14 protein-coding genes and 1 tRNA gene are annotated in these 15,140 nt (G+C 70.7%); 5 read left to right on the plus strand and 10 right to left on the minus strand.

Features of this window, described 5'->3' with window-relative positions; genetic code table 11:
• The first annotated feature begins 85 nt into the window (after window positions 1-85).
• The gene (gene ppc, locus SCWH03_RS16610; protein ID WP_173265034.1) at window positions 86-2,815 is read left to right on the plus strand and encodes a phosphoenolpyruvate carboxylase; all 2,730 of its coding nucleotides are present in this window, start codon (window positions 86-88) and stop codon (window positions 2,813-2,815) included.
• Between the two features lie 519 nt (window positions 2,816-3,334).
• On the opposite strand, the gene SCWH03_RS16615 is transcribed toward ppc, so the two are convergent.
• Window positions 3,335-4,006 (minus strand): DUF4276 family protein, encoded by a 672-nt coding sequence (locus tag SCWH03_RS16615; RefSeq protein WP_173265035.1) that lies wholly within the window; start codon window positions 4,004-4,006, stop codon window positions 3,335-3,337.
• Window positions 4,003-5,121: an AAA family ATPase gene (locus tag SCWH03_RS16620; protein WP_173265036.1), complete on the minus strand. Its 1,119-nt coding sequence runs from the start codon at window positions 5,119-5,121 to the stop codon at window positions 4,003-4,005. Before SCWH03_RS16620 ends, SCWH03_RS16615 begins: the two co-directional genes overlap by 4 nt.
• A gap of 196 nt (window positions 5,122-5,317) precedes the next feature.
• Between SCWH03_RS16620 and SCWH03_RS16625 the strand changes: the two genes are divergently transcribed.
• Window positions 5,318-5,905, plus strand: a complete 588-nt coding sequence (locus tag SCWH03_RS16625; protein ID WP_173265037.1) for an NERD domain-containing protein — start codon at window positions 5,318-5,320, stop codon at window positions 5,903-5,905.
• A 310-nt stretch (window positions 5,906-6,215) separates the two neighbouring features.
• Here SCWH03_RS16625 and SCWH03_RS29115 read toward each other — a convergent pair whose 3' ends face one another.
• Together SCWH03_RS29115 and SCWH03_RS16630 are read right to left on the minus strand one after the other, a co-directional pair.
• Complete coding sequence (locus tag SCWH03_RS29115) at window positions 6,216-6,422, minus strand: hypothetical protein (protein WP_254076799.1); 207 nt, start codon at window positions 6,420-6,422, stop codon at window positions 6,216-6,218.
• A 68-nt stretch (window positions 6,423-6,490) separates the two neighbouring features.
• Complete coding sequence (locus SCWH03_RS16630; protein WP_173264972.1) at window positions 6,491-6,796, minus strand: hypothetical protein; 306 nt, start codon at window positions 6,794-6,796, stop codon at window positions 6,491-6,493.
• Window positions 6,797-6,908: 112 nt separating this feature from the next.
• On the opposite strand from SCWH03_RS16630, the gene SCWH03_RS16635 reads away from it, so the two are divergent.
• Window positions 6,909-7,775 (plus strand): helix-turn-helix domain-containing protein, encoded by an 867-nt coding sequence (locus tag SCWH03_RS16635; RefSeq protein ID WP_254076800.1) that lies wholly within the window; start codon window positions 6,909-6,911, stop codon window positions 7,773-7,775.
• On the plus strand, window positions 7,772-7,984 hold the full coding sequence (locus SCWH03_RS16640) for a DUF397 domain-containing protein (RefSeq protein WP_173265038.1): 213 nt from the start codon (window positions 7,772-7,774) through the stop codon (window positions 7,982-7,984). The genes SCWH03_RS16635 and SCWH03_RS16640 overlap by 4 nt, the downstream gene beginning before the upstream one ends.
• A gap of 152 nt (window positions 7,985-8,136) precedes the next feature.
• On the opposite strand, the gene pth is transcribed toward SCWH03_RS16640, so the two are convergent.
• The 6 genes from pth to SCWH03_RS16670 form a co-directional block, all read right to left on the minus strand.
• Window positions 8,137-8,736 (minus strand): aminoacyl-tRNA hydrolase, encoded by a 600-nt coding sequence (gene pth / locus SCWH03_RS16645; RefSeq protein ID WP_173265039.1) that lies wholly within the window; start codon window positions 8,734-8,736, stop codon window positions 8,137-8,139.
• Between the two features lie 105 nt (window positions 8,737-8,841).
• Complete coding sequence (locus SCWH03_RS16650) at window positions 8,842-9,447, minus strand: 50S ribosomal protein L25/general stress protein Ctc (protein ID WP_173265040.1); 606 nt, start codon at window positions 9,445-9,447, stop codon at window positions 8,842-8,844.
• Between the two features lie 205 nt (window positions 9,448-9,652).
• On the minus strand, window positions 9,653-10,627 hold the full coding sequence (locus SCWH03_RS16655) for a ribose-phosphate diphosphokinase (protein ID WP_109294430.1): 975 nt from the start codon (window positions 10,625-10,627) through the stop codon (window positions 9,653-9,655).
• A 126-nt stretch (window positions 10,628-10,753) separates the two neighbouring features.
• Complete coding sequence (glmU, locus tag SCWH03_RS16660; protein WP_173265041.1) at window positions 10,754-12,202, minus strand: bifunctional UDP-N-acetylglucosamine diphosphorylase/glucosamine-1-phosphate N-acetyltransferase GlmU; 1,449 nt, start codon at window positions 12,200-12,202, stop codon at window positions 10,754-10,756.
• A gap of 114 nt (window positions 12,203-12,316) precedes the next feature.
• Window positions 12,317-12,387 (minus strand) — tRNA-Gln (locus tag SCWH03_RS16665).
• Between the two features lie 6 nt (window positions 12,388-12,393).
• A complete protein-coding gene (locus SCWH03_RS16670) occupies window positions 12,394-13,266 on the minus strand; it encodes a hypothetical protein (protein WP_173265042.1) in 873 nt (290 codons plus the stop codon).
• Between the two features lie 419 nt (window positions 13,267-13,685).
• On the opposite strand from SCWH03_RS16670, the gene SCWH03_RS16675 reads away from it, so the two are divergent.
• Window positions 13,686-15,071, plus strand: a complete 1,386-nt coding sequence (locus SCWH03_RS16675) for a sensor histidine kinase (protein WP_173265158.1) — start codon at window positions 13,686-13,688, stop codon at window positions 15,069-15,071.
• Window positions 15,072-15,140 lie beyond the last annotated feature (69 nt).

Genomic DNA, 15,140 nt, shown 5'->3' on the forward strand with positions numbered 1-15,140 from the left:
TATCCTTGGAGTCGTCGGACAGCGCGGTCCGCGAAGCCTCCGGAAAACCTCCAGACGTGCTCAAACACTGCAAGGAGCCGCACCTGTGAGCAGTGCCGACCAGACCTCATCCGCCAGCGCCGAGCTGCGTTCCGACATCCGCCGACTGGGCGACCTGCTGGGCGAGACGCTCGTACGGCAGGAAGGCCCCGAACTCCTCGACCTCGTCGAGCGCGTACGCGCCCTGACCCGTACCGACGGCGCCGCCGCCGCGGAACTGCTCGGCGAAACCGACCTGGACACCGCCGCGAAGCTGGTGCGTGCCTTCTCCACGTACTTCCATCTCGCCAACGTGGGCGAGCAGGTGCACCGCGGCCGCGAGCTGCGCGAGCGCCGCGCCGCCGAGGGCGGGCTGCTGTCCCGCACCGCCGACATGCTCAAGGAGGCGGACCCCGAGCACCTGCGCGAGACCGTGCGCCACCTCAACGTGCGGCCCGTCTTCACCGCCCACCCCACCGAGGCGGCCCGCCGCTCCGTACTCAACAAGCTGCGGCGGATCGCCGAGCTGCTGGAGACCCCGGTCAACCCCGCCGACCGCCGACGGCACGACCTGCGGCTCGCCGAGAGCATCGACCTGATCTGGCAGACCGACGAGCTCCGCGTCGTGCGGCCCGAGCCCGCCGACGAGGCCCGCAACGCCATCTACTACCTCGACGAGCTCCACGCGGGCGCCGTCGGGGACGTCCTGGAGGACCTCGCCGCCGAGCTGGAGCGCGCCGGTGTCGAGCTGCCACCCGGCACCCGTCCCCTCACCTTCGGCACCTGGATCGGCGGCGACCGCGACGGCAACCCCAACGTCACCCCCGAGGTCACCCGCGAGGTCCTGATCCTCCAGCACGAGCACGGCATCACCGACGCCCTGGAGGCCGTCGACTCGCTGCGGGCGCTGCTGTCCAATTCGATCCGCTACGCCGGCGCCACCGAGGAACTGCTGGAGTCCCTCCAGACCGACCTGGAACGCCTCCCGGAGATCAGCCCCCGCTACAAGCGGCTCAACGCCGAGGAGCCCTACCGGCTCAAGGCCACCTGCGTCCGCCAGAAGCTCGTCAACACCCGCGAGCGGCTCGCCAAGGGTACCCCCCACGAGCAGGGCCGCGACTACCTCGGCACCGCCGAACTGCTGCACGACCTCACCCTCGTCCAGACGTCGCTCCGCGAGCACCGCGGCGGGCTGTTCGCCGACGGCCGCCTCGACCGGACCATCCGCACCCTCGCCGCCTTCGGGCTCCAGCTCGCCACCATGGACGTCCGCGAGCACGCCGACGCCCACCACCACGCCCTCGGCCAGCTCCTCGACCGGCTCGGCGAGGAGACCTGGCGCTACGCGGACATGCCGCGCGAGTACCGGCGCAAGCTGCTCGCCAAGGAACTCCGCTCCCGGCGGCCGCTCGCCCCCACCCCGGCACCGCTCGACGCCGCGGGCGCCAGGACCCTCGGCGTCTTCCACACGGTCAAGGAAGCCTTCGAGCGCTTCGGGCCCGAGGTCATCGAGTCCTACATCATCTCGATGTGCCAGGGCGCCGACGACGTCTTCGCCGCGGCCGTGCTGGCCCGCGAGGCGGGACTGGTCGATCTGCACGCCGGCTGGGCCAGGATCGGCATCGTCCCGCTGCTGGAGACCACCGACGAACTCCGGGCCGCCGACGTCATCCTCGACGAGATGCTCGCCGACCCCTCCTACCGCCGGCTCGTCGCCCTCCGCGACGACGTCCAGGAAGTCATGCTCGGCTACTCCGACTCCTCCAAGTTCGGCGGCATCACCACCTCGCAGTGGGAGATCCACCGGGCCCAGCGCAGGCTCAGGGACGTCGCCCACCGCTACGGCGTCCGGCTGCGGCTGTTCCACGGACGCGGCGGCACCGTCGGCCGCGGCGGCGGCCCCACCCACGAGGCGATCCTGGCCCAGCCGTGGGGCACCCTCGAGGGCGAGATCAAGGTGACCGAGCAGGGCGAGGTCATCTCCGACAAGTACCTCATCCCCTCACTGGCCAGGGAGAACCTGGAGCTGACGGTCGCCGCGACCCTCCAGGCGTCCGCCCTGCACACCGCGCCCCGGCAGAGTGACGACGCCCTCGCCCGCTGGGACGCCGCGATGGACATCGTCTCCGACGCCGCCCACGCCGCCTACCGCGGGCTGGTCGAGGACCCCGACCTGCCCGCGTACTTCTTCGCCTCCACCCCCGTCGACCAGCTCGCCGAACTGCACCTGGGGTCCCGGCCCTCCCGCCGCCCCGACAGCGGCGCCGGACTGGACGGGCTGCGTGCGATCCCCTGGGTGTTCGGCTGGACCCAGTCACGGCAGATCGTGCCCGGCTGGTTCGGCGTCGGCTCCGGACTGCGGGCCCTGCGGGAGGCGGGCCAGGAGTCCGTCCTGGCGGAGATGTACGAGCAGTGGCACTTCTTCCGGAACTTCCTCTCCAACGTCGAGATGACGCTCGCCAAGACCGACCTGCGGATCGCCCGCCACTACGTGGACACCCTCGTGCCGGACGAACTCAGGCACGTCTTCGGCGACATCGAGGCCGAACACGAGCTCACGGTGCGGGAGGTGCTGTACATCACCGGGGGCGAGCGGCCGCTCGACTCCAACCCGGGGCTCCAGCAGACCTTCGGGATCCGGGACGCCTACCTCGACCCGATCTCCTACCTCCAGGTCTCCCTGCTCGCCCGGCAGCGCGCCGCCGCCGAGCGCGGCGAAGCGGCGGACCCGCTGCTGTCGCGGGCGCTGCTGCTGACCGTCAACGGCGTCGCGGCCGGACTGCGCAACACGGGCTGACACCGGCCGGCACCGCCCCGCACCACCCCGCATCGCACGGCCCCGTCGCCCGGGGCCCGGGAGCCGTCCCGGGCCCCGGGCTCGTTTCCGGGCCACGTCGTCCTTCCGGGCCGCGTCGCACTCCTCCGGGTGCCGGGATCGTTCCGCCTCCCGTCGTCTTTCCGGGCTGCGTCGCCCTCCTCCAGGCGCCGGGCTCGCTTCCGGACCCCGTGCCCTTCACGGCAGGGCCACCCATCGGCTGCGCGGCGGGCCGAGGGGCAGGCGCCGGTGCCGCGGCCGGTGTCGTGGCTGGCGGGCACCGCCCGCCGACCACGGGTCCCGGGCCGGCAGGGGCCGCTCTGCAGGCGGCCCGCCGGGGCGGGAAATCCTCACAGCGCTCACAGCGCTCACAGCGCGAAGAACGCGCCCATCAGCAGCAGTGCCACCGCGGCCATGGACACACGTCGGCCGTGGTCGAGTATCCGGCCGGAGGAGTTCCGCTTCATGGGGCCGGATCCTTCGGCACCCGACCGCGCCCGGTCAACCCTTCCCGGTCAGGGCAATCAGGCGGCCGATCCATGCATCGAAGTGCGGGCAGGCTGCTCGGAGCCCCGCCAACCCGAGATCAGTCACCGCAGCGGGGCCGTGCAGCGTCTTCGTATAGCCCGGATACAGCTTCAGGAGCCGCTTCGACGGAGCCGTGTCAGGACGCTCGTTGACCTCCTCCGGTCCTCCGAGCTCGTCCGCGATGCGCTGCACCTTCTCGGCGACGGCCGGGTCCTCCACCCAGTACGCAAGCTGCTCGGCCGCCGCGAAGACCCAAGCCTCCGTCTCGTGAAGAGCCAGATAGGGAATGAATCTCGGGTGCCCGATGCGTCGGGCCATGGCCCTTTCGACATGCTCGACCCTGGCGCGTGCGCCCACGGCCGGCCGGTCCTCAACGCCGGGGCTGTCCGACGGTATGCCGTAGTAGTCGATCAATGTGGTTACCGCAGCCCAGTGCGGGGTGCTGTTCAGCCGGTGTCGCAGGTCCCTCTCGATCTTCGACCACTTGCTGACCCCGCCGCGCCCCATGGGCCCACCCGCCGCGGTACGCGTCAGAAGAATGGTGGGCACCAGGCTGATGCCGTGGGGCACTAACTCGGGTCCGAGGAAATCCCGCACCATGATCTCCTCGGTCTGCCCTTCGCACAGGACTCCCACGGTGATCATGCCGGGCGGCCTCGAAGGGGAAGCTCCGGTGCGGGGCGGCCACCGAGGACGTTCTTCTCCCACAGTTCCCCGAGCGAGTAGTCCTCGAGCCATTCCCGAAGCGTCTCGCGGTCCGGGCGCCTCAGCGCACTGGCCCCGTCCTCGCGCTCCACCACCACGAGGTCGTCGAGTGAGAACTGGTTGAGCAGGGTGACGGACTGAGTCGCAATGACGATCTGGCTTCGCACGGACGTGGCGCGGAGCATGTCCGCGAGCTGTACCACCGCGTACGGATGCAGGCCGAGTTCCGGCTCGTCCAACGTGAGCAGCGCCGGGGGGTCAGGCTGCAGCAGAAGCACGCACAGGCAGATGTACCGGAGTGTGCCGTCGGACAGTGCTTCCGCCGGGAAGATCGCGTCGACGCCTTCCTGCGTCCAGCGCAGACGGATTCGGCCGCCGGTCTCTTCGGCCAGCAGGAAATCCCGGAAGAACGGCGCGACCGACTTCACCGCTCGTACGATCCGCCGGTACGACCTGGGCTCGCCCTCCCGCATCCGCAGAAGGAACGCTGCCAGATTCCCGGCATCCGGCCGCAGCGCCTCGTTGTCGGCTGCGTAGCCGAAACGCTTGACGGGTGCCTCCCGGCCGGTGTCCTGGAAGTGGAAGACACGGCACCCGGCAAGGATGCCGCGCACCGGGCCGGCCAGCCGCGAAAGCTGCTCCTCTTCCTTCTCCCGGAGCAGCGACTCCCGGTGGCCACGGCCGAAGTCCTCCACCAGCGGGCGTCCCCACTCCTGGTAGTGGCCCTTCTCCTCGGCGAAGACCAGTGTGTCGTTCGCTGCGGGAAGCAGACGTGCCTCATAGCGGTAGGGGGAGGCACTGACCCGCAGCCTGATCCCCTTCGGGGCTCCCGGCCCGGCGAACTGCAGTGCCTGCGCCCCGCCTCGCAGGCCGACCTCGAGTGCCAGGTCGCCGTCCGCCATCCGTCCGAGCAACTCGAGCGCTCCGACGACGTTGCTCTTGCCCGCCCCGTTGGCTCCGACGAGTACGGTGACGCCGTCACCCAGTTCCAGGGTGCTGGACCGGATGGAGGCATACCCCTCGACGGTCACCTCGGAGAGCTTGTGCGGCGGCATGGGCCCAACCCTAGGCCAGGCCACGTGGCAATCGGCCTGAGCACCGCCAACACGTGATCTGTTGGCGCGGGCCGGGAGACGAGTGCACAGCCGCTCGGGGAAGTGTCGGCCCCGGCCGATACGCTGGTACGTCGGCTGAGAACCGGCCACACGTCCAGCCATGGGACCGAGGACAAGGAAAGGGGCGATCGCGGTCATGCGAGACGGCCGGTGGACTACCGTCACCGAGTCGCAGTTCCAGCACGAGCGCAGCGGGCTGCTGCATCTCAAGGAACTGCTGCCTGACGAAGAGCCCTACCGTGCCTGGTCGAATTTCACGTTCACCGCGCACAGCGGCCATGTCCGTGAGGTCGACCTGCTGGTCGCCGCTCCGTCCGGGCTCTTCCTCGTCGAGCTGAAGAGCTGGCAGGGCACGGTCGCCTCCTCCGAGTACGGTGACCGGCTTGACGCCCGGTCCCGCTCGGCCCTGCTGCGCCAGCTCGCCGAGGCCGTGCACTACGCTCACCGGCACCGCCTGTACCACCGCGCCCTGCACGCCCGCGCGATCCACGTCCTGCCCGGGCCGGCGCGGCGACGGCCAGGAGGACCACTGGCTCCGGCCCGTCCTGCAGATCGCCGAAGGGCAGACGGCCGTGCGGCGCCCCCGCACCACGGGAGGCCAGGGCGGTTCCGGCGGGTCCCTCACCACCGGCCACGAGATCGTCCCGTCGCGCGACCTGGCCGCGTACGTCTCCGAGGCCGCCGACCTCTACCTCGCCCCGGAACTGACCGCCAGGACCCCTGACCCCGTCGCCCTCTACATGTTCGGCCTGGGCGTCCTCGGATACCTGATCTTCACTGGACGCCCGCCCGCCCACAGTCAGGCCGAGCTGGGCGCCCGGCTCCAGCAGGGCAAGGGCCGGACCCCCTCCGCCCTCGTCGACGGCCTGTCCGGCTACGTCGACGAGCTCGTGCGGAACGCGACCGACTACAACCCCCTGCGCCGCCCGCGAACCGCCGCCGAGTTCCTGGAGTCTCTCGACACCGTCGACCTCGACCTCGCTCCACACACGCCCGGCGCCCTGAGTGGATCCGCCTCCATCACGCCTGGGTCGTCAATGACCCGGGGGAGGTGGTCCGGGCGGTATAGCCGGTGGCGGTGCCTTGCCGAGCGCGCCCCGGCTGCTGTGGGCGTTGGCCACGGTGAGTGCGGCGCGCAGCCGTTCCTCCCGGGTCGCCGGGCGGACCTCGGCGGGCAGGGCGTCCCACTCCCGGCCGCCCCCGAGGGGCCGCAGCTGCACGTATGGTCCGACGTATCCCATGACCTCTCCTACCCGGCGGGTCCGCTCGTCCACGGCGATCGTGCCGGGGGGTGGCGGAGCGGCTCCGCTCACGGCAGGTCGCCCGCCTCCGGTGCTGTGGTCGCCGCGGCCGCCGTGCGCAGGGCGGCGGTCAGGAGGGCGGCCGTGTGAAGGTTCACCCGTCCCAGCTCGATGAGCGGGCGCGGGGCGGTCGTCGTGGTGCACGAGGCGAGGTCCGGGCGGAGAGACGGCAGCGCGATGCCGAGGCGGCCGAGTACCTCGGCGAGATCGTCTGCGGCGAGGAGTGCGACGGCGAGGGGGGTGTCCGCGACGACTGACCTGGCGGAGTCGTCGTGTCCGGCGGAGGTGGGACGGGGGTTGGTGCTTCGGTTCATGCTCACAGCGTGACGGTCTCGCGCTACCCTCAGTAGGGGGCGCGTGCCAACAGCCTCGTTGCGGGCAGCGTTTGCCGTCGCGGCCACTCCGTCCCGGCCGCGCGATGCGCGCGTGCTCCGTGCACACCCGAGGGGAACGTGGCCGATGACCATCCACAACCAGCTCGACCCGTATGCATCGCCGCGCACCTTCTACGGCTCCGAGTTGCGCCGCGAACGCGAGGCCGGTGGCTATTCGCAGGACCAGCTCGGGGAACGGGTCTTCTGCTCCGGCACCTACATCGGCCAGTTCGAGTCGGCGAAGCGGCTGCCCCAGCCGGACGTGTCCAGGTTGCTCGACGAGGTCTTCGAGTCGGGCGGGCACTTCCAGCGCCTGTGCCGTCTGGCGCGCAAGTCGAAGCACGCCGAGTACTTCGCGGACGCGGCGGAGCTGGAGCAGCAGGCGCGGACACTCAGTGAGTACGCGCCGATGCTGGTGCCGGGGTTGCTGCAGACGGAGGGGTATGCGCGGGCCCTGGTGAGCGCGGCCCAGCGGTTCGAATCCCAGGATGTGGTTGAGCGCCTCGTCCGCACACGGCTGGACCGGCAGGCCCTCCTCGACTGCCCGGCCGCGCCACTGCTGTGGGTCGTGCTGCATGAATCAGCGCTTCGGGTCCGCGTGGGAGGCTGCGCAGTCATGGCAGACCAGCTGGCCGAACTGGCAGAGGGCGCTCGAACCAACCGGCGGCTGCTCGTGCAGGTCCTCCCCTTCGCTGCTGGTGCGGCAGCGTTCCTCAACGGTACGACGATCCACATGACCTTCGACGACGCACCACCCGTCGTGTACACCGAGAGCGCCTTTACTGGGCAACTGGTCGAGGAACCGGCACTAGTTGCCCAGTACCAGAGGGCCTACGATCTGACCAGGGCCGCTTCGTTGCCGCCGGAAGCATCCCTCGACTTGATCGAATCGGTGGCGAAGGACTACGCGAAACGATGACCCTGGCACCAGATCTGACCACCGCTGTGTGGCGCAAGTCGTCGTACAGCAACGGCGACGGCGGAGCCTGCCTCGAGGTTGCTGACAGTCCTCGTCTGACTTCGGTTCGGGACAGCAAGGTTCCGGACGGACCGGCGCTGCTCGTCCCGAACCGTACGTGGGGGACCTTCGTGGAGGCGGTGAAGGGCGGAATGCTCAGGCAAGGCTGACTCCCTCGCTCCGAACGCCACGTACCCTCCTCGTCGCTCACCTGAGAGACGGGGCTTTTGCGTGGTCCAATGGGTGCGGTTGTGCGGTTGTGCTGGCCGAACCGACGCGGGTGTCCGCTGTTCTCGGCCGGCGTTGAGCCTTGCAGGACCCCTCAGGAGTTGTAGGTGCTCTGCGCCCGCTCCAGCCCCTCCGTCACCAGACACTCCACCGCATCCGCCCCGCGGTCCACGAAGTAGTCCAGCTCCTTGCGCTCCGTGCCGGAGAAGTCCTTCAGCACGAAGTCGGCCACCTGCATCCGCCCCGGCGGGCGCCCGATCCCGAACCGCAGCCGGTGGTAGTCCGAACCCATGGCCTTCGTCATCGACTTCAGGCCGTTGTGCCCGTTGTCACCGCCCCCCAGCTTCAGCCTCAGCACCCCGAAGTCGATGTCCAGTTCGTCGTGCACCGCCACCACATGGGCCGTGGGGACCTTGTAGAAGTCCCGCAACGCCACCACCGGACCACCCGAAAGGTTCATGTACGACAACGGCTTGGCCAGGATGACCCGGCGGCTCCCCGGACCCGCGGGACCGATCCGGCCCTCCAGCACCTGCGCCTGGGCCTTGGCTGCGCGCTTGAACTTCCCGCCCATCCGCTCCGCGAGCAGATCCGCGACCATGAACCCCACGTTGTGGCGGTTCCCGGCATACCCCGGCCCCGGGTTCCCCAGGCCCACCACCAGCCAGGGCGCGCCGGCGTCGTCCGTCGTCATGACCGTCTCCTCATGGTCGTCTCCTCCAGTGCGCACAGAGTCCCAGAACAGAGAACGGGGTGGCGGGCCGCGCGGCCCGCCACCCCGTCAAGCAGAGCGTACGGCTCAGGCCTCGGCGCCCTCGGCGGCCGCTGCGGCCTCGCCCTCCTCGGCCTCGGCGGCAGGCTCCTCGGCCTGCGCGGCCAGGACCTGCAGCACGACCGCGTCCTCCTCCACCGCCAGGGTCACGCCCTTGGGCAGCTTGATGTCCTTGGCGTGGACGGAGGCGCCGGCCTCCAGGCCCTCGACGGACACCGTGAAGGACTCGGGGATGTGGGTGGCCTCCGCCTCGACCGGCAGCGCGTTCAGCACGTGCTCCAGCAGGTTGCCGCCGGGCGCCAGGTCACCCTCGGCCTGTACCGGGACCTCGACCGTGACCTTCTCGCCGCGCTTCACCAGCAGCAGGTCCACGTGCTCCAGGAAGCCCTTCAGCGGGTCGCGCTGCGCCGCCTTCGGGATCGCCAGCTCCCTCTTGCCCTCGATGTCCAGCGCGAGCAGGACGTTCGGGGTGCGCAGCGCCAGCAGCAGGTCGTGACCCGGCAGCGTCAGGTGGACCGGGTCGGAACCGTGCCCGTACAGGACGCCGGGGACCTTGTCCTCGCGACGGATGCGCCGGGCGGCGCCCTTGCCGAACTCGCTGCGGAGCTCGGCGGAAATCTTCACCTCGGACATGTGCACTCCTCGTATGCGGTGACGAACATGAACAGTCACCCGGCCACGAACGGCCTGCCACGAAGAGCGCGTCGATAACGGACCGCCGTACGCGAAACGGTACGGCCTCCCTCGCCGAGCAACCCGTTGAGTCTACCCGGAGGGAGGCCGCAGCCTAAATCGATCTTCGATCACTCGGATCGGGCGGTCCGCAGCCCGCGGCCCCCTACTGCTCCTCGAACAGGCTCGTCACCGAGCCGTCCTCGAAGACCTCGCGCACGGCACGCGCGATGGTCGGGGCGATCGACAAGACGGTGATCTTGTCCAGTTCCAGGTTGCCCGGGTCCGGCAGCGTGTCGGTGAACACGAACTCGCTCACCTTCGAGTTCTTCAGACGGTCCGCGGCGGGACCCGACAGCACACCGTGGGTGGCCGTCACGATCACATCCTCGGCGCCGTGGGAGAACAGCGCCTCGGCGGCCGCGCAGATCGTGCCACCGGTGTCGATCATGTCGTCGACGAGGACGCAGACCCGGCCCTCGACATTGCCCACGACCTCGTGGACCGTCACCTGGTTCGCCACGTCCTTGTCGCGGCGCTTGTGCACGATCGCCAGCGGTGCGTCCAGACGGTCGCACCAGCGGTCCGCCACCCGCACCCGGCCGGCGTCCGGGGACACCACCGTCAGCTTGGAGCGGTCGACCTTCGCGCTGACGTAGTCGGCCAGCAGCGGCAGGGCGAACAGATGGTCCACCGGACCGTCGAAGAAGCCCTGGATCTGGTCGGTGTGCAGATCCACCGTGAGGATGCGGTCCGCGCCGGCCGTCTTCATCAGATCCGCGATCAGACGCGCCGAGATCGGCTCGCGCCCGCGGTGCTTCTTGTCCTGGCGCGCGTAGCCGTAGAAGGGCAGGATCACCGTGATGCTCCGCGCGGAAGCCCGCTTCAGCGCATCGATCATGATCAACTGTTCCATGATCCACTTATTGATGGGGGCCGTGTGGCTCTGCATCAGGAAGCAGTCCGCGCCGCGCGCCGACTCCTGGAAGCGTACGTAGATCTCGCCGTTGGCGAAATCGAATGCCTTCGTCGGCACCAGGCCGACCCCCAGCCGGTGGGCCACCTCCTCGGCCAGCTCGGGGTGGGCGCGGCCGGAGAAGAGCATCAGCTTCTTCTCGCCGGTCGTCTTGATCCCGGTCACAGCAACTGTCTCCTCAGACGTGTTTCTCCGCTGCCGATCCGCCGATCCGCCCGTGTCCCGTGCGGCGAGCCAGCCGAATCATGTGCACGTATCACGGTACGCCGAGATGGGCGCGCCCGTTTTCGGTCAGCCTTCGCGCTCCACGGCCTCGCCGGCCACCTGAGCCGCCTGCGCCGCCGCACTGCCCGGGCGCTTGCGCGCCACCCAGCCCTCGATATTCCGCTGCTGGCCGCGGGCCACGGCCAGCGAACCCGCGGGCACGTCCTTGGTGATCACCGAACCCGCCGCGGTGTACGCGCCGTCCCCGACTGTGACGGGAGCAACAAACATGTTGTCCGAGCCCGTCTTGCAGTGGGAGCCGATCGTCGTGTGGTGCTTCGCCTCGCCGTCGTAGTTCACGAACACCGAGGCGGCACCGATGTTGGTGTGATGGCCGATCGTCGCGTCGCCGACGTACGACAGGTGCGGCACCTTGGTGCCGTCGCCGATCGTCGCGTTCTTCATCTCCACGTACGTACCGGCCTTGGCGCTCGTGCCAAGCCGCGTCCCCGGACGCAGATACGCGTAGGGACCCACCGACGCCGACTCGCCGATCACCGCGCCGTCCGCCACCGTGTTGTCCACCCGCGCACCCCGGTGCACCACCGTGTCCCGCAGCCGCGTGTTCGGGCCCACCTCGGCATCCTCCGCCACATGCGTCGCACCGAGCAGCTGCGTACCGGGATGGACCACCGCGTCCCGCTCGAACGTCACCGTCACGTCCACCAGCACCGACGCCGGGTCCACCACCGTCACGCCGGCGGTCATCGCCCGCTCAAGCAGCCGCCGGTTCAGCAGCAGGCGCGCCTCCGCCAGCTGGACCCGGTTGTTGATCCCCAGGATCTCCCGGTGGTCCCCGGCCATCGACGCACCCACCCGGTGCCCGGCCTCGCGCAGGATCCCGAGCACATCCGTCAGATACTCCTCGCCCTGGCTGTTGTCCGTACGGACCTTGCCGAGTGCGTCCGCCAGCAGCCGGCCGTCGAACGCGAAGACCCCCGAATTGATCTCCCTGATCGCCCGTTCGGCCTCGGAGGCGTCCTTGTGCTCCACGATCGCGGTCACCGCGCCCGTGGCGGCGTCCCGCACGATCCGGCCGTACCCCGCCGAGTCCGGGACCCGAGCCGTCAGCACCGTCACCGCGTTGCCGTCCGCGGCATGCGCCCCCACCAGGGACGACAGCGTGTCACCGGAGAGGAGGGGGGTGTCGCCGCACACCACCACGACCGTGCCGTCCGGCGCCTGGCCCAGCTCCTGAAGCGCCATGCGCACGGCGTGCCCCGTGCCGTTCCGCTCCGCCTGGAACGCCGTGCGGGTGCCCTCGTAGTGCGCTGCGAGGTGCCCCTCGACCTGCTCGCTCGCATGTCCCACGACCACGACGAGCTGCTCGGGCTCGAGTTCGCGGGCCGCGGACACGACATGCCCGACGAGCGAGCGCCCGGCGATCTCGTGCAGGACCTTGGGGGTCTTCGACTTCATGCGGGTGCCCTCACCCGCTGCGAGGACGACGACGGCGGCCGGGCGGTTGGCGCTCACGGGAATGCCCTTCGGCTTTCGGGTGGTGGACACCCGAAGGATACCGGGGGCGTACAGGCGTGAAATGAGCGCGGGCCCTGACCGTGGGGTCAGGGCCCGAACCGAGCAGGCTTGCTCCCGGGGGAGGACTCGAACCCCCATGATCAGAACCAAAATCTGACGTCTTGCCCTTAGACGACCCGGGATTACCGCTATGTCCGATTTGATGGCTCGGTCGCGGATGCAGCCCCTACTATGCCGTACCACCAGCCCTCGATGCGACGGTATAGCTCGGCGCTCTGCCTGACCTGGATGACGAGGCAGCCCCGGTAGCGCGTGTCCACGTTCTTGCGGACGGTCTTCGGGTTGTGCCGCTTGAGCGTGGTCTTGCCGAAAGCCGAGACGTCTGCCTCCACCACGTCGGCCCAGTAGCGCTCCGCGCCGTGCACATCGGCGGACTCGTGGATCATGACGTGGAACCTCAGGTGGCCTCGGTCCACTCCGACCATGTCGAGCCATGCGAGGAACAGCCTGATCATTCCGGGGTCGCTGTTGACGAAGATGACCCTCTCTCGGCGGGCGTGAGGTTTGTCCTTGGTGCCTTCGGCCCAGTACAGCCCCACCCCGACGAGGAACAACTCCCGCTCGGTCAGGGTGCCGATCTCCCGCCGGGCGGTGTCCTTGGTCGCCTGACGCGCCGCCTCCCTCCTCGGGCCCTCGTGCTCCCAGCGCTTCCGGGCGGCCAGTCTCGCCTGCTCCGAAGGCGTGCGCGGAACCGGCTTCGGCAGGTCCCGTACCCACAGCGAGATCGAGCTCTTCGAGCAGCCCAGTTCGACCTGGATCTGGTCGTAGGTCATCCCCTGGCTCCGGAGTGCGCGCGCCTTCGCGCGGAGGTCGTCCCGCGCGTGGGGGCGCCTGGTCCAGTCCGGCGGGGGCTCGCCCTTCACCAGGCGGTTGAGGATGTCGTTGTTCCCGATGCGGAGCCGGTCGCGGATCTGGCGGAGGCTGAGGCCCTCGCGGCGCAGCGCGATCGCCTGTCTGCGGAGGTCGTCGAAGTCGGCGCATCCGCCGCTCATGGAGGTCATGTGTCCAGGCTCGTCTCGAATGCGGGCGTCCGGGTCGAAAGCGTGCCCGATTCGCCGGTTCGGGCGATTGTCGCGGTTCACGGCCCTCTGGGGCGGCGGTTCGTGCTGCGGAAGCCGCCGGAAAACCGCTCGACCGCTTTCGTACGCTGTGAGACATGACCACAACGGGGGCACACCGGGACTCTGCGGACGGCGGGCCGGGAGGCGGGCGCGGAGGCGGGCGGAAAGGCGCGCCGGAGGGCGGACGGACCGGCCAGGGCGAGGGCGGGCGGGGCGAGGCTTCGGGAAGCAGGCGGGACGGCGGGTCTGCGGGGGGCGGGCCGGGAGACACGACGGGCGGCGGGCGGGGTGGCACACGGGGCGCCCTGTGGAGCGGGTCGTCGCCGGGAGGATCGCCGTGGGGATCGCCGGGAGGAGCGCTGTGGGGATCGCTGCGGTGGGGGCGCCGGCGGAGTGCGGTGCTGGACGGGGGACTCGCTCTCCTGTCCGCCGCCGAGTGCGCGTTGGAGGGTGCCGGGTTCGCGGAGAGGGCCTCGCTGCCCGCGCTCGTGGGGGTGGTCTTCGGGCTGCTCGCCGGGTCGGTGCTGGTGCTGCGCCGGCGCTGGCCGGTCGCCGTGGTGCTGGTGTCGATCGCGGTCACCCCGGCCGAGATGGGCTTCCTGATGGGGATCGTCGGCCTGTACACGCTCGCGGCCTCGGAGGTGCCGCGGCGGGTGATCGCGGCGCTGGCGGGGATGTCGCTGCTGGGGACGCTCGTCGTCACGTTCGTGCGGACCCGGCAGGACGTGGCGACGGCCGACTTCGATCCCGGGCCCTGGTATGTGCCGGTCGTGTCGGTCGTGATGTCGATCGGGCTGACCGCCCCGCCGCTGCTGCTGGGGCTCTACGTGGGCGCGCGGCGGCGGCTGATGGAGAGCCTGCGGGAGCGGGCGATCAGTCTGGAGCAGGAGCTGACGCTGCTGGCCGACCGTGCGGAGCAGCGGGCGCAATGGGCGCGTACGGAGGAGCGGACGCGGATCGCGCGCGAGATGCACGACGTGGTGGCGCACCGGGTGAGCCTGATGGTGGTGCACGCGGCGGCGTTGCAGGCGGTGGCGTTGAAGGATCCGCAGAAGGCGGTGCGGAACGCGGCGCTGGTGGGGGACATGGGCCGGCAGGCGTTGACGGAGCTGCGGGAGATGCTCGGGGTGCTCAGGTCCGGTGAGGAGGCCGTGGCGCGGGCGGCGGCCGAGCCGGTGCCACTGGCCGCGGTGGGGGCGGCGGCCGCGGCTGCCGCTGAGGCGGCTGAGGCGGGCGATGGCGTCCAGGCCGGGGAGGCCGGGGAGGCCGCCGGGGAGTTCGGCGAGTTCGGCGAGGCCGGGGAGGCCGGGGAGGCGTCGGCCGCGGGGGAGGGGCCGTCGCTTGCGGATCTCGGTTCGCTGGTGGAGCAGTCGCGGTTGGCGGGGATGGCCGTGGAACTGTCGGTGCACGGCGAGCCGCGTGTGTACCGGCCGGACGTGGAGCAGACGGCGTTCCGGGTGGTGCAGGAGGCGTTGACGAACGTCCACAAGCACGCGGCGGGTGCGAAGGCGTGGGTACGGGTCGCTCATCGTGCGGCGGAGATCGCGATGCAGGTGGAGAACGGGCCCTCGCTGCGCGGCGCGGCGGACGCGGGTCTGCCGAGCGGGGGGAACGGTCTGGTGGGCATGCGGGAGCGCGTGTCGGCGCTGGGCGGGGTGTTTGTGTCGGGGCCGACGGACGGGGGCGGTTTCCGGGTGTCGGCGGTGCTGCCGATGGGGTCGCAGGCGGAGTCACCGGCGGGGTGAGTCCCTTGGGCCGAGCCGTGGCGGTGCGGGTCACCGCCGGGACCCGCACCGCCACGGCTCGAGCCGCCG

Origin of the sequence: Streptomyces pacificus (genome assembly GCF_011766325.1) — a bacterium.
GTDB classification, from domain to species: domain Bacteria; phylum Actinomycetota; class Actinomycetes; order Streptomycetales; family Streptomycetaceae; genus Streptomyces; species Streptomyces pacificus.

Bases quoted from the DNA above. Each gene is read 5' to 3' on its own strand.
- SCWH03_RS16670 (WP_173265042.1), bottom strand. From the start codon at position 13,266: ATGACCTCCATGAGCGGCGGATGCGCCGACTTCGACGACCTCCGCAGA.
- SCWH03_RS16620 (WP_173265036.1), bottom strand. From the start codon at position 5,121: ATGCCGCCGCACAAGCTCTCCGAGGTGACCGTCGAGGGGTATGCCTCC.
- SCWH03_RS16650 (WP_173265040.1), bottom strand. From the start codon at position 9,447: ATGTCCGAGGTGAAGATTTCCGCCGAGCTCCGCAGCGAGTTCGGCAAG.
- SCWH03_RS29115 (WP_254076799.1), bottom strand. From the start codon at position 6,422: ATGGGATACGTCGGACCATACGTGCAGCTGCGGCCCCTCGGGGGCGGC.
- SCWH03_RS16640 (WP_173265038.1), top strand. From the start codon at position 7,772: ATGACCCTGGCACCAGATCTGACCACCGCTGTGTGGCGCAAGTCGTCG.
- SCWH03_RS16625 (WP_173265037.1), top strand. From the start codon at position 5,318: ATGCGAGACGGCCGGTGGACTACCGTCACCGAGTCGCAGTTCCAGCAC.
- SCWH03_RS16630 (WP_173264972.1), bottom strand. From the start codon at position 6,796: ATGAACCGAAGCACCAACCCCCGTCCCACCTCCGCCGGACACGACGAC.
- pth (WP_173265039.1), bottom strand. From the start codon at position 8,736: ATGACGACGGACGACGCCGGCGCGCCCTGGCTGGTGGTGGGCCTGGGG.
- SCWH03_RS16615 (WP_173265035.1), bottom strand. From the start codon at position 4,006: ATGATCACCGTGGGAGTCCTGTGCGAAGGGCAGACCGAGGAGATCATG.